Origin of the sequence: Aminobacterium sp. UBA4908, from assembly GCF_002398115.1 — a bacterium.
Classification (GTDB): Bacteria; Synergistota; Synergistia; order Synergistales; family Aminobacteriaceae; genus Aminobacterium; species Aminobacterium mobile.
In genome coordinates, this window is sequence record NZ_DHCG01000004.1 from 60,747 (window position 1) to 73,845 (window position 13,099).

Annotated in this window: 14 protein-coding genes; 6 read left to right on the forward strand and 8 right to left on the reverse strand. The window is 44.1% G+C overall.

Annotated features, from left to right (window positions below; genetic code table 11):
• Positions 1-25: 25 nt before the first annotated feature.
• From B4J50_RS04930 to B4J50_RS04950, 5 genes are all read left to right on the forward strand, one after another.
• Positions 26-415, forward strand: coding sequence for an ArsR/SmtB family transcription factor (locus tag B4J50_RS04930; RefSeq protein ID WP_286953963.1), 390 nt, complete (start codon positions 26-28; stop codon positions 413-415).
• Positions 416-428: 13 nt separating this feature from the next.
• Entirely contained in the window at positions 429-617 is a 189-nt protein-coding gene (locus tag B4J50_RS04935) for a thioredoxin family protein (protein WP_334103959.1), read from the forward strand.
• 91 nt (positions 618-708) lie between these two features.
• On the forward strand, positions 709-1,872 hold the full coding sequence (locus B4J50_RS04940; protein WP_024821196.1) for a permease: 1,164 nt from the start codon (positions 709-711) through the stop codon (positions 1,870-1,872).
• A 33-nt stretch (positions 1,873-1,905) separates the two neighbouring features.
• Positions 1,906-4,026 (forward strand): heavy metal translocating P-type ATPase, encoded by a 2,121-nt coding sequence (locus B4J50_RS04945; RefSeq protein ID WP_286847798.1) that lies wholly within the window; start codon positions 1,906-1,908, stop codon positions 4,024-4,026.
• 37 nt (positions 4,027-4,063) lie between these two features.
• Complete coding sequence (locus B4J50_RS04950; protein ID WP_024821198.1) at positions 4,064-4,315, forward strand: (2Fe-2S)-binding protein; 252 nt, start codon at positions 4,064-4,066, stop codon at positions 4,313-4,315.
• Between the two features lie 58 nt (positions 4,316-4,373).
• On the opposite strand, the gene B4J50_RS04955 is transcribed toward B4J50_RS04950, so the two are convergent.
• The 4 genes from B4J50_RS04955 to B4J50_RS04970 all read right to left on the reverse strand — a co-directional run bounded on the left by B4J50_RS04955 (position 4,374) and on the right by B4J50_RS04970 (position 7,867).
• Positions 4,374-4,997 (reverse strand): hypothetical protein, encoded by a 624-nt coding sequence (locus B4J50_RS04955; protein WP_286847795.1) that lies wholly within the window; start codon positions 4,995-4,997, stop codon positions 4,374-4,376.
• Between the two features lie 19 nt (positions 4,998-5,016).
• The gene (locus B4J50_RS04960) at positions 5,017-6,144 is read right to left on the reverse strand and encodes a VIT1/CCC1 transporter family protein (protein ID WP_024821200.1); all 1,128 of its coding nucleotides are present in this window, start codon (positions 6,142-6,144) and stop codon (positions 5,017-5,019) included.
• A 68-nt stretch (positions 6,145-6,212) separates the two neighbouring features.
• Complete coding sequence (locus B4J50_RS04965; RefSeq protein WP_024821201.1) at positions 6,213-6,755, reverse strand: phosphoribosyltransferase family protein; 543 nt, start codon at positions 6,753-6,755, stop codon at positions 6,213-6,215.
• Positions 6,756-6,763: 8 nt separating this feature from the next.
• A complete protein-coding gene (locus tag B4J50_RS04970; protein WP_024821202.1) occupies positions 6,764-7,867 on the reverse strand; it encodes a guanine permease in 1,104 nt (367 codons plus the stop codon).
• 255 nt (positions 7,868-8,122) lie between these two features.
• Between B4J50_RS04970 and B4J50_RS04975 the strand changes: the two genes are divergently transcribed.
• Positions 8,123-8,737 (forward strand): FmdE family protein, encoded by a 615-nt coding sequence (locus tag B4J50_RS04975; RefSeq protein WP_286847791.1) that lies wholly within the window; start codon positions 8,123-8,125, stop codon positions 8,735-8,737.
• A 3-nt stretch (positions 8,738-8,740) separates the two neighbouring features.
• Here B4J50_RS04975 and B4J50_RS04980 read toward each other — a convergent pair whose 3' ends face one another.
• The 4 genes from B4J50_RS04980 to B4J50_RS04995 form a co-directional block, all read right to left on the reverse strand.
• Positions 8,741-9,496 carry an ABC transporter ATP-binding protein gene (locus tag B4J50_RS04980; protein WP_286847790.1) on the reverse strand — a complete coding sequence of 252 codons (756 nt, stop codon included), beginning with the start codon at positions 9,494-9,496 and terminating at the stop codon, positions 8,741-8,743.
• The gene (locus B4J50_RS04985) at positions 9,493-10,563 is read right to left on the reverse strand and encodes a FecCD family ABC transporter permease (protein ID WP_286847788.1); all 1,071 of its coding nucleotides are present in this window, start codon (positions 10,561-10,563) and stop codon (positions 9,493-9,495) included. Before B4J50_RS04985 ends, B4J50_RS04980 begins: the two co-directional genes overlap by 4 nt.
• Positions 10,564-10,575: 12 nt before the next feature.
• Entirely contained in the window at positions 10,576-11,703 is a 1,128-nt protein-coding gene (locus B4J50_RS04990) for an iron ABC transporter substrate-binding protein (RefSeq protein ID WP_286847787.1), read from the reverse strand.
• Positions 11,704-11,796: 93 nt separating this feature from the next.
• On the reverse strand, positions 11,797-12,906 hold the full coding sequence (locus tag B4J50_RS04995) for an MGDG synthase family glycosyltransferase (protein ID WP_024821207.1): 1,110 nt from the start codon (positions 12,904-12,906) through the stop codon (positions 11,797-11,799).
• Positions 12,907-13,099 lie beyond the last annotated feature (193 nt).

Genomic DNA, 13,099 nt, shown 5'->3' on the forward strand with positions numbered 1-13,099 from the left:
TGTGGTATTATTGCCACATAGAGGAGTGATAGATTTGGAGGCAAAACTACAACGAGAAAAAGCTGCCGTTCTTAAAGCGTTAGGGCACCCTGTTCGCCTTTCAATTGTAGAAATCCTAGCGAAAAAAGAAATGTGTGCCTGTGAGATTGCAGACCTTTTCCACTTTGATCGGACGACAATTAGTAAACATCTAGCACTCTTGCGAGATCTCGACATTATAGAGGATCGTAAAGATGATTTGCATATTTATTATTCCTTAAAGATGAATTGTTTGGCCACATTACTTCAGTGTATTGAGCACGTAGTGCAGGGGCATCCCATATCTGAATATCACCATACTCCCTGTTTTTGTGCCATGAGAAAGGAGACACAAGATGAAGATACAAATACTGGGAACAGGCTGTCCAAAGTGTAAAAAACTTGCGGAAATGGCAGAGAAAGTTGCAACAGAACTTGGAGTCGACTTCGAAATTGAGAAGGTGACAGACATTAAAGAAATCATGTCTTTCGGAGTTATTGGGACACCAGGCCTTGTTGTAGATGGAAATGTTTTACTTGCGGGACGAGTTCCCACAGAAGCAACGCTCAAGGAACTCTTGCAAAAGGCAGTAAAATAACGTAAAAAACTCCCCGATGGCTAGCATCGGGGTTTTTAAGGCTCTTTTATGTGAAGATTTCGCCACTTAAAATACAGGGAGGACGTTTATAATGAGCGACCGGAAAAAGTTTCTATGGATTATTCTAGCTTTCTTGTTCTTTTATTTCTTACCTGGGGATCACCCTCGAGTAAAAGGAGCCGCTATTGAGTCTATAGCCATGCTCCACGAGTATGCAAGACAACATGTACTTCTTTGCCTCGTTCCTGCTTTTTTTATAGCTGGTGCTATTTCTGTTTTTATAAGCCAGCAAGCCATAATGAAATATTTAGGAGGCAAGGCTAAAAAAGTGGTGGCCTACACTGTTGCAGCCGTTTCCGGAACCATCCTCGCCGTATGCTCATGCACCGTCCTCCCTCTTTTTGCAGGGATCTACAGTCGCGGAGCTGGAATTGGACCAGCTTCCGCTTTTCTTTACTCTGGCCCGGCCATTAATGTGCTTGCTATTATTCTCACCGCCAGGGTTCTTGGCATAGAAATGGGTGTTGCCCGTGCTATAGGGGCTATTTCCTTTAGTGTCATTATTGGCCTTCTCATGGCCTTTTTCTTCCGTAAAGATGAAGCCATTCGACAGCAGGGATTTGCTGAGCTTCCTGTGGGAGAACCAGCACGATCTCTATGGCAAACGACTTGGACTATGGCAAGTATGGTTATTTTTCTTGTCTTTGCCAACTGGGCAGCTCCCAAAATAGATTCTGGCATCTGGGCAGGAGTATATAGCACGAAATGGGTCATTGCAACCTTGGGGCTTCTGTCCACTCTCTTTGCTGCAAAAAAATGGTTTTCTCAAGATGAACTGACCGAGTGGCTAAATGCTACATGGGGATATGGCTTACAAGTTTTCCCCCTTCTCTTTTTGGGAGTTCTATTCGCTGGTTTTCTCCTTGGTCGACCGGGCTATGAGGCTCTTATCCCAAGTCGCTATATTGCAGCTCTCGTAGGAGGGAATTCTATAGCCGCTAACTTTTTTGCATCTGTAGCAGGAGCCTTTATGTATTTTGCTACACTAACGGAAGTCCCAATTCTTCAAGGCCTTATGGGGGCAGGGATGGGGAAAGGGCCAGCTCTCGCCCTTCTTCTGGCTGGTCCGGCTCTCTCTCTCCCCAATATGCTGGTTATCCAAAACATTATGGGTACTAAAAAAACGGTCGCCTACGTAAGCCTTGTCGTGTGTCTATCTACTTTTGCGGGGATTATATATGGAGCTTTTTTCTAGCGTTTTTGATGAATGGGAAGAGGTGTAAAAAACATGCTGCTCTACAGGCTCCAAGATCTTCATTGTCAAGGATGCGCCTCTCTGATTGAAGCAGAGATCATGACTATTTCTGGAGTTATCGGCGTGAAATTTGACTTTGATACAAAAATATTAAGAATTGAAAATGATGGAAGTAATCTTGATCAAAAAGTCGAGGACATCGTGAGCCGTATAGAACCGAGCGTTACAGTAACATCCATTGACGAAAAAAATATCCCTTCCCCCAGTGTTGCTACTTCTGGTTGGTTCCTTCTTCTGGAACGCTTTGAAAAAGAAGGGAAAAGGCTTGGAGCAGCAGCCTTCATTTTTACCATAAGCCTCATCTTCAGGAAACGACTGGCAGCCACACCCTACGGCATTGGAGAATACGCTTTTTTTCTCACTGCCTATTTTTTGAGCGGCAGCGAGGTACTTTTGAACACTCTGAGGAATTTAAAAAACCGGAGAGGTCTTGATGAATTCTCCCTCATGTCAATAGCAACCATTGCCGCCATATCTATAGGAGAGCTGCCAGAAGCTGTAGCCGTTATGCTCTTCTATAGCACAGGAGAGCTACTCCAAGAGATATCGGCTTCAAAATCCCGCAACTCCATACGATCTCTCCTCGCAGCTCGACCACAATATGCCCAGGTTCTTCGCAAAGGGGCAGAGATAAAAGTAAAACCTGAGAACGTTCATGTAAATGAATTGATCTTTGTGCGACCTGGCGAAAAAATACCTCTGGATGGAATTATTGAGTCAGGAATATCCCAAATAGATCAGTCGCCTCTCACTGGCGAACCAGTACCTATACGAGCAGAGCCCGGCAAAAAAGTATACGGCGGGAGCATTAATTTGCGAGGGGCCCTAACTATTCGTGTGTCCTCCCTCTTCGAAGAGACAACTATTGCTCGTGTCCTCGAAATGGTGGAATTTGCCGTAGCCAGGAAATCGCCCACAGAACGTTTTATTACAACTTTCGCCAAATATTACACTCCGGCAGTAGTTCTTGGTGCTTTAGCGGTGGCCGCAATTCCCCCCTTATTCGGCGCTGGAACTTTTACGAACTGGGCATATCGAGCCCTCGTGCTCCTCGTTATTTCTTGTCCCTGCGCTTTAGTGATCAGCATTCCTCTCGGCTATTTTGGAGGAATCGGTGCTGCCTCACGTCGAGGTATTCTCATTAAGGGCGGCAATATCCTTGATGCCCTCTCTTCTGCGAAGATCATTGCCTTCGATAAAACTGGGACCCTTACAGAAGGAGTTTTCAAGGTAACAGACATTGTCCCCCAACAAGGCGTTTCGGAAGATGAGCTCATTTCTCTGGCTGCCTCTCTGGAGCAGGAATCAAACCACCCTATAGCACGCTCTATTGCCGACGCCACAGATGTGAACACATTGCAAACTCCAGAAGGCCTCGAAGAGATGGCGGGAAAAGGGTTGCGAGGCTTTATTAAGGGACAGCCTATTCTTGTGGGGAACTCAAAACTTCTAGCAGAAAGTGGCTTCAAAAACATCAAGGATCCAGAACAGGGAACTGTTGTTCATGTAGCCCAAGGCCATAGATATTTAGGGTACATTACTGTATCTGACATTATTCGTTCTGATGCTATGCATGCAATGCAAGCCCTTCGTGAAAGTGGCTTATCCCAATTTATTGTGCTTACAGGAGATACGGACAGCGGCGCAAAATGGGTTGCTCAAAAGGTGGGAGTCGACAAGTACATTGCGAACTTGCTCCCTCAAGGCAAAGTTTTGGAACTCAATAAAATCAAAGCCCAATTGGGATCCCGAGAAAAAATCGTTTTTGTAGGGGATGGCCTCAACGATGCTCCAGCATTAGCCACTGCCGATATTGGCATCGCCATGGGCGGATTAGGTTCCGAAGCTTCAATAGAAACAGCAGATGTTGTTATTTTAGACGATGCTCTTTCTAAAATTGCAGACGCTCTTCTTCTTGCTCGGCGGACTCGAAAAATTGTCTGGCAAAACATTATACTTGCCCTTGCGACTAAAGCCTTTTTCATAGCCCTCGGAATAGCCGGCATTGCGGGAATGTGGGAAGCTGTGTTTGCGGATGTAGGCATTGCCTTACTAGCTGTCTTGAACTCTACACGAACGATCCATTGCAAATGAAAAGTAGATTTTATGTTTGAGAAAGAGGAGGTTACACATGAATTGGAAAGAAGCACATCAAGAAACAACTGTCTGTTACTGTAAAAACGTGAATAAGCAACAGATTCTTCGTGCAATAACAAATGGAGCTAAAACACTACAAGATATTCAAAGCATGACTGGAGCCTGCACAGGGAACCAATGCGCTACATTAAACCCTTCTGGGATATGCTGTTCGAAAGACATTAATGAGCTCTTGGCTATTTATATTCCTATCTTTGAAAAGCTTTCCAGTGGAAACTGCGGTTGAAAAAAATAGAAATACAAGTCTCGTAGAGGCTTCAAGATTATAAGAAGCAGGGAGTGGCTTACGTCTCTTTCTGCTTCTTGCTCTTTAAAATTTCCTGACACCAGACTAATGCCTGGTCATAAATTCCCTTATCAGGACAATAGAGGCGAAGAATCGTCTTGTTTTTTTTCTTTAACCCTATAACCCGCCATTTCTCAAAAGGCTCTATAGTTTCCACATTTTGCCAATAGACTCTCTTCTCCGCTTTTTTATTCATGTCGATACGACCTACAGGGAAGGGGCGAACAGTGAAGAGTGGCACTTTAGAAAACGCCTGTCCACGAACTGTAGTGTAAAGGATCCCATCATTATCAAGATAATATTTCCCATAGAAACGATTCCCGAAAAAAAGCAGGGCTATACATAAAAACACGCCTGCAAAGAGGGCCGCTGCAATACCGCCTGCTTGTAATGCGTACGCCAAAACCAAAAAATTGAAGGAATGACTGGCACTTACTATGACAATAAGGGCTATGCCTGTCACTACGATCCATATAAAAAGAAAGAACACGACAAATTCCACAAGAACGAAGGGATTTGAGAGCATGGAAATTCCTACCTCCCAGCCGAATTCCTTTATTTCATTTCCTCTAGGTATCGTTCCCGGCTCTCGTTCCAAAATATCTTTTAATTTAGGTGCCATTAACGTCTCCCCCCTTTTGCTACCCTCCCAGGCCAACGCCAATAAGACGACCAATTACATAGGTTACTCCTGCAGCTGAAAGACCAAAAAAAATTTGTCTCAAGCCAGAAAAAAGAAGACTTTTTCCAGTAACGAGAGTAATGCCGGCCCCAACAAGAAAAAGGCCAACTGTACTTAATAAAGCACTTGTGGCAACTGCTGGAAGCCCCTCTATAAAAAAGAAGGGGAAAACAGGAAAAACAGCGCCTAAAGAGAAAAGGAGAAAAGAAGTTATTGCCGCTTCCCACGCTGAACCGCCAAGTTCTTCAGGATCAATTCCAAGCTCTTCTCGCGCAAGGGTATCAAGAGCAGTGTTTGGATCAGAAATCATGTGATATGCCATCTGATGGGCTTTTTCAGGAGCAATCCCCTTAGCCTGATAAATAAGAGCGAGCTCCTCCATTTCCTCTTCCGGGCTTTCTTCCAGTTCCTCTTTTTCAATACTGATTTGATGTTCATAAAGTTCCCTTGAACTCTGAACAGAAAGCCACTCTCCCAAAGCCATAGAGATAGCCCCCGCCAAAAGCCCAGCCAACCCGGTAATGAGTATAGAATGGGCGCTCATCTCCGCTCCAGCAACACCCATAACGAGGCTTAAATTCGAGACAAGCCCATCGTTAGCCCCAAGAACTGCCGCACGAAGAGCATTCCCACCCGTAGCCGGATGGCGCCCTTCAAGACGAGCAACAGCTCCTCCTTCAAGCCCCTTGCCTTCCCGAGACAGTACCCTGAAAATTCGTGAGTGAGATCGTTCCTGAACAGCCATAGATTGGGCAAGAGAATCGTTTTGCTCAGAATAAGAAGATCCCGCCCTGCTTTCTATAGCCGCAACAGCGGGAAGGATAAATGATGTCCCAAATATCTTAGAGAGGAAGGTATACGTGCGTAAGCGCCAGCTCCTTTTAAAAACCGGAACCACGCCTCCCGCCTCTTCTATTCTAGTTATCCATTTGGAAGCGTGGTTCCTTTCCGTTTCAGCCAAGCGCTTATAGATTTCTATAAGTGCTTTATTCTTTTCATGAGCAGCCATTATTTCATAAAGTTCTGCAGCCTCTAGCTCTTCGATAAGATTCCTTTTATATCGTTTCAGATCATCTGGCGATGTCATTTCTCCCTCTCCTTCCATACATAAAAAAGACGCCCTTATTGTACTCTCTGGGGGGGGAGGGAAAAAGTCTATTCCTTGAAAACAGGCAAATTCCCGAGGTAAATCAAATCTTCTTTATCATAGCCCCCTTCTTCAAGAAGGACGGCCACTTTAGCGACAACAGTACACTGAACATGTGACAGCAATCTCTCCAGAGCTTTCAATGATCCTCCTGTAGAGACCACATCGTCTACAATACAAACTCGCTTGTTCGTTAATTTTTCAGCATCTAGACCATCGAGAACAATAATTTGAGGCTCTCTGGTAGTAATGGACTGCACCTTTTCAATAACCGGGTTCTTCATATACCCCTTTACCGACTTCCTGACAATTACGTAATTAATACCTAAACGTCTGGCAATGGCGTGAGTTAAAGGAATTCCCTTGGCTTCAGGACATACAAGGTAATCGATATCATTTGGCAGTTTGCGATAGAGGTCTTCCGCCGTCCGCTCTATAAGCTCTGTATCGCCCAACATGACAAAAGAAGCAATCACAAGATCATCGCTAATTTTTACTTTTTTCAAGTGCCGAGTTAAACCTGAAATATGAAGCTCATAGGTATTTTCCATAAGAATCATCACACTCCGAAAAAGAATTTAATAGTAAGGCCGGCCAGAAGCCCAAAAAAAGGATTCCAACGGGCAGAGACCAAGGTCGTGGCAGCAATAACCATGCCCCATGGACTAAAACCAAAAGGACCAGCAACGTCTGGCACCGACGTAACAGCACCATGGATATTAGTGGCAAAAGTTACAAAAGTTCCAAGAATAAAAAGGAACCCTGCGATGGAAGAACGATGAACATATCGTCCTATAGTGGGGAGAAGCTTAAAAAGAAGGATCACCGCCATAAATCCCATCATGAGTACCGATGACAGAAGGGGATTCGGCGCAGTAGCCGTTCCGGAAATAATAGATTCCACAGGACCTCCGCCAAAAAGAGATGATCCCATATCGGCAAGACTTGAATAGATAGCAAGATGGTCAATATTTGTATTTGCCCCAGCTATGCTTCCTGTTATTTTCCCGAAACTAATATTGGCTCCAATGTTGAGACAGGCAAGAGCCAGCGCACCTACAAAAATGCGTGGTTTTCTCCAAAAACACCATTCAATATCGCCAAAAACAAAACGTTCACGAGAAAGGTCTATCTTCGTTTCCTCAAGCGAAACTTTTTTCCCAGCCTTCAAATAGTTATAGACAGCGGTAGAAACCAGCACTGAAATAATAATCGTCCACGCCAGATCCTTTGTTATAAACCAGACGGCAAGACCTGAAACCATAGATGCAGTTCCTGACCATCTCTCTGAATTAAAGAGTTCTATAGCTACGTAAGCAAGCATAATTCCTACACCAGCCATCATAGAAAGCACTACCGTAGGCCCAATAAATGTAACTATTGCCTCGTTCAACCCTAAAAGAGATGGAATAAGAAGAAAAGCAGCCCCCCAAAAAACAAGGCTTAATCGTTCCTGGACATTTCTTCCCATAGTTCCTGCGAGAGTGATAGTCTCTGCCTGGAAAGAAATTGTAGCAACAGAATGAAATGTAAGGGATCCTATAATACCGATAAGAAAAGCAATAGCAGTGGGGAAAGCAGCAAAACCGAAACTAAGAGCTAACAATCCTTGTGGAATTCCGTTCACAACTACAGCAAAAGCAGTAAGAATGTTGGTAAGCATCGCATCACAATCTCCTTGTGCGTTATTTTGGGAACTTCTTTAACGCTAACATTTTTACTCAAAAAACATTATTTGTAAAGGTTCAATCTCGCGTATGCGTCCCTGTACTGCCACTGATGTACACGGATATATATTTCTCCCTACAGAGCAAAAGAACTATTCGAAGAACACCCCTCAAAAAAGGATCCCTTGTTTTCTTAAGGAGAATATCGTGCTATTATAATTATAATTCGTAACACAAAAAGGAGGTCTCCCATGAAAATACAGCCTCTCAGCTCCGAAATTATTGAAGACGTAATACATTTTCACGGGCATTGGTGCCCTGGATTGGCTCTTGGTATTCGTGTGGCACAGATTGCTTTGGCTGAAATAGGACACAGTTCTGATGAGGAAATAGTGGCAATCTGCGAAACAGATATGTGTGGTGTCGATGCTATTCAATTTCTGACAGGATGCACATTGGGAAAGGGGAACCTCATTATCCGTCCCTATGGGAAAATGGCTTTTTCCTTTTACCGAAGGAAAGATGGTAAATCTATACGCGTTGTGCTCAAAAATAACGGGAAAGCGTCAGGAGATATTTATTATAGAGAGTTACAAGAGAAAATGAATTCAGGGACTATCACTGAGAAGGAGCGAGAAACTTTTGCAAAACTTCGGTTTGATCGATGTCACTCTGTTTTAAATGCCCCTATAGAAGAGTTTTTTATCGTAGAAGAGACAAGAGAGACAGTTCCCCCTCCTGCCCCCATGACAGGAAGTGTGAAATGCTGCCAATGTGGCGAAGGGGTTATGGAGACAAAATCCAGGTTTTTTAAAGGGGAGTTTTACTGCCTCCCCTGCTTCGAAAAATTCATACCCCGTCCTTAAGAATTACCATGCAGGAATAATAACCGGATAGCCCTGCACATGATCGATCGTTACAGCAATATCATAAATCTCGGCAATGACGGAAGGAGAGACTTCCGCCCTTCGAAGAATGTGGTGAACCTCTCCTTCTTTCATGAAAACAAAACGATCTCCATAGCGAAGAGCCATGGTAAGATCGTGAAGAGACATGACTGCGGAAATCCCATGTCCTAAGACAATATGTCTTAATGTTTCCATAATGTCGATTTGATTTTTTACATCAAGACTGCTAATGGGTTCATCGAGAAGCAGTAGTTTTGGTTCCTGCACAAGAGCCCTGGCAATGGTTACTTTCTGTAACTCTCCTCCACTCATTTCATCAAGGTAGCGGAGAGCTAATGTTTCCAATCCAAGGGTATGAATAATAGCATCTACTTTTTTTATATCCTTACCGGATAGACGCCATCCTACATAGGGGCGGCGACCAAGGAGAATGGCATCAAAGGCCGTAAGGCGTACTTGTTCACAACTTTGCGGCACATATCCCACGTTTTTGGCAATTTCTCGCCCCGACATATGCCGCATATTCCTATCCCCCAAAAGAACTGTCCCCTTTTGAGGTCGATTTATGCCATTGAGACAACGAAGCAACGTCGTTTTTCCTGAACCGTTAGGGCCAAGAATCATCACGATTTCCTGTTTTTTCACATGAAGGGAAATATCTTTCAATATTGAACGGTTCCCATACCAAAAAGAGATGGAATTCGCTGAAAGAATCAAGATCGCCCCCTCCTGGTAATAAGCCAGATAAAGAGAGGCGCTCCCAGAAAAGAAGTGAGGACGGAAACAGGCAATACTCTGGGAACCAACACAAGACGAGCTGCCATATCGGCCCCCAGGAGCAACAGAGAGCCTAATAGTGCAGATCCGGGAATAAGAAATCTATAGTCATCGCCTATAACTCGACGAACTATATGCGGACAGACAAGACCTACAAAACCTATAACCCCTACGAAAGCAACGATAACCGACGAGATAAGAGAGGCAAAAACCATCCCGAACAATCGCACCTGCCGCACTTTGACTCCTAACCCCATCGCTGTTTCTTCCCCCGCATCAATAGCATTGTAATCCCAGCGATGAGCAAAAAAGTAGAGAAGAGATATGAAAACAAAAGCAGTTATAATCGTTAATTCTCGCCACCCAGCCCGCGCCACATCTCCAAAGGTCCAGAAAACCATGGCTGCAAGTTGAGTATCGTCGGCAAAATACTGTAAAAGCATGGTACCAGCCGTAAAAAGAGAGGCCAGTGCAACTCCTGATAAAGCCATAGACTCAGGAGTTGCGCCGCGAGTTCTAGACAAGAGAAGGATAACACCTGTAGCCATAAGACTAGAGAAAAAAGCCGCTCCTGTAGCGGCAAAAGGAGATAAAATAGAAACTGCATCAGATTGGCTGCTCAACATGCGTCCCGCCCCTAACACCATAACCGACAGCGCAGCCCCAAAAGCTGCTGCATTCGAAATGCCAAGAGTAAAGGGGGACCCTAGAGGATTTCGCAAAATAGATTGCATTACAGCTCCAGCAACAGAAAGACCGGCGCCGGCAACAACCGCAACAAGTGTTTGAGGTAAACGGACATTCCAGATAATAATGGCCCAGCGCTTCGTATCCCCTCGACCTAAAAGGGTAAAAAGCACGTCTAGAGGGGGAATACGTACAGCTCCCACGGAAATGGAGAGTACAATTACGCCACAGAGCAAGACTCCCCCTGAAAAAAGCCAAAGAATCTTTCGCGCCTGATATTCCTTATAGAGAGGAGAAAGAGTTCCTTCTTCCAAGTGCATAGGTACACGACCCTATTTCAAGGATATTTTCGTGAAAGCTAAATCTTGAAATTGATCGTTCATTTCCTGGAAAACGTTCTTACCTACAAGGAACTGGTAAATTTCATCGGCTTTTTGGGCAGGATCCACATCAAGAAAGCGGTCAGGATAGAGTATTTTCCCTACGAAGTAAGCATCTGCCAGAATAGATCCGAAATTTTGAGTATACCAATTGTAAGGCAACACCCCATAAATCTCCCCATTTTTAACAGCAGAAAGTTCCTGGTAGATGGGGTCATTTTTCAGTTGGGAAAAGGCATTCGTTCGATCATCAGCATTCAACGTGGAAAGATCGACAAAAATGACATCAGGATCCCACTCCAACAACTTTTCTTTCGACACATCTGCGTGGGTATTCTTCTCCTCCTGCCCATTTTTAGGAGCCGCTACATGCACAGCACCTGTGAACACGAAAGGAGGATAGGCCAATTCGGTAGAACTGAAACCATGGGGGCCACGAGAAGCAATGCCACCTACATAACAAGTTTTACGTTCTTGCGGAGCTATACCTTGCGTCCTTTTCTGTAGATCGGCAATATGTTCTTCGAAAAAAGAAATAACAGATTCTCCTCGCTCTTCATGCCCAATAACCTTCCCCATGAGTCGAAGGGAACTATAGAGCATTTCTCTACCATGTGCCAGGTTCCCATATCCTAACCCTATGACAGGGATACCTGTTTTTTCTTCAAGAACATGAACTGGAATTCCCGATTCCGGATAAGTTTTAAAAATCACCTGTGGAAGAGGCTGCACCCCTAAAATCAACTCCGGATTTGCGTTCCCTCGAAACTCTCCCATCAACGGCAAATCTTTCAACCATGGGTTGGCTAAGGCATAGGGGCGAGGACCGAAATTCCCTTTCTTTTCGTTATCTTCTACAGCAACGACTCTATTTTGCCCCTGAAGGTATACTAGAAGTCGTAAACATCCTGATCCTGAACATATAACTCGTTCGGCGGGAACAGAAATCTGTATTTCTCTTCCAATAGAATCAGAAACCCTTATTGTATGTGTAGACTGCGCAAAACTTTCCCCTGCAAAAAATAAAACCGCAAACGCACAAAAAACAATGACAAAAACAGTTGCCAATCTGCGCTTCATCAGCATAACCTCCCTTACGATTTTATAATAGCACGAAATAACAAAATCGTAGCACAGTGGAAATAAAAGCGCAAATAGCTTTACAAGAATTTGTCAGATATTTAAAGCTGAAAGCACCGCATCTGCCACTGCTTTTGCCGCATGAGGGAAAGCGAGCTTTCTCGCGTTTGCCCGTATAATTTGCAATTTTTCAGGCGAACTATAGAGATCCCGGAGGTGGTGAATAGCTTCTGATGCAGAACGAGCCCAGATGCCTGCATTGTGGGATTCTATGTATTTGGCATTATTAATTTCCTGCTTTGGAATGGGATTAATCATAAGAAGAGGCGCTCCTGCACAAAAAGCTTCGCTTACTGTAAGCCCACCAGGCTTAGTAATCATTACATCTGCTTCAGCCATATAGTCGTAAAGATTCTCTACAAAACCAAGGAGTTGAAATTTGACCCTGGAAGGAATCGTTATTCGTTCCAGTTGTTCTATAAGGTCTTCGTTCCGCCCGGCCACGACTGAAAGGGAAAGAGACATACCCGATTCTATAACTCCTTCAAGGATATCAAGGACAAGGGAGTTAGGAACACTACTTGCTACAAAAAGAATCGAAAATTCGTTGCTTTTATAGAACTGGCGGTCTCGATGGTAAAGCTCTCCGTATCTTTTCATCACTGGAATTCCAGACATAATAATTTTATGTTCAGGAATCCCTGCCTGTAGGAGATCTTCCTTCACAGAAGCTCCTCCTACAAAGTAAGAATCTACAAATTGGCTGATCCACATTCTATGAAGACCATAATCGGTAACAATACCGTATATTTTCCCTCTGTAGAGCCCCTGTTCCTTCATGTGAGACAAGACAGAGAGAGGGAAAAAATGGGTTCCCACACAAACATCTGGCTGGTTTTCAGTAAGATACCTCATAAACTTTTTCACATTCTCCATATTAATCTTTTCCAGCAGTCTTAAGACAGCGCTTTCTTCCCTATCTTGATCCGTCAATTCGTACATCACTTTACAAGCGATATGGGCATGTTCGCTCACGAAAGCATAGACATCGCTATAGGACCATTTAAAGAGATCACTCGAAAAATCGAGCAGATCCATCATCACATTTGGAATTTTCCGAGCATCGAGTTCTTCTTGCACGGCTCTCGCCGCCGCTCGATGCCCACCACCAGCAGAAACATAAACAAGATGAACCGGTCTCACTTTTCTCAACCTCCCTCAATAGCCGAGCCCGCTTGCCTGTGGAATACCCTTTTCATATTATTATAACGTTTCTCCATTTCTAGTTTTCTGTAAAATGGCGGGTTTTAAAGACCTCATGAGGCCGATCAACGTAATAAATGCATTTCAAGTTAAAATCAATTATGACTGATCGTCAGGTCAGGTTCCTTTATAC

Excerpts from the sequence above, each read along its gene's own strand:
- B4J50_RS04935 (WP_334103959.1), top strand. The coding sequence starts at position 429 with ATGGCAGAGAAAGTTGCAACAGAACTTGGAGTCGACTTCGAAATTGAG.
- B4J50_RS04940 (WP_024821196.1), top strand. The coding sequence starts at position 709 with ATGAGCGACCGGAAAAAGTTTCTATGGATTATTCTAGCTTTCTTGTTC.
- B4J50_RS04945 (WP_286847798.1), top strand. The coding sequence starts at position 1,906 with ATGCTGCTCTACAGGCTCCAAGATCTTCATTGTCAAGGATGCGCCTCT.
- B4J50_RS04950 (WP_024821198.1), top strand. The coding sequence starts at position 4,064 with ATGAATTGGAAAGAAGCACATCAAGAAACAACTGTCTGTTACTGTAAA.
- B4J50_RS04955 (WP_286847795.1), bottom strand. The coding sequence starts at position 4,997 with ATGGCACCTAAATTAAAAGATATTTTGGAACGAGAGCCGGGAACGATA.
- B4J50_RS04960 (WP_024821200.1), bottom strand. The coding sequence starts at position 6,144 with ATGACATCGCCAGATGATCTGAAACGATATAAAAGGAATCTTATCGAA.
- B4J50_RS04965 (WP_024821201.1), bottom strand. The coding sequence starts at position 6,755 with ATGGAAAATACCTATGAGCTTCATATTTCAGGTTTAACTCGGCACTTG.
- B4J50_RS04970 (WP_024821202.1), bottom strand. The coding sequence starts at position 7,867 with ATGCTTACCAACATTCTTACTGCTTTTGCTGTAGTTGTGAACGGAATT.
- B4J50_RS04975 (WP_286847791.1), top strand. The coding sequence starts at position 8,123 with ATGAAAATACAGCCTCTCAGCTCCGAAATTATTGAAGACGTAATACAT.
- B4J50_RS04985 (WP_286847788.1), bottom strand. The coding sequence starts at position 10,563 with ATGCACTTGGAAGAAGGAACTCTTTCTCCTCTCTATAAGGAATATCAG.
- B4J50_RS04990 (WP_286847787.1), bottom strand. The coding sequence starts at position 11,703 with ATGAAGCGCAGATTGGCAACTGTTTTTGTCATTGTTTTTTGTGCGTTT.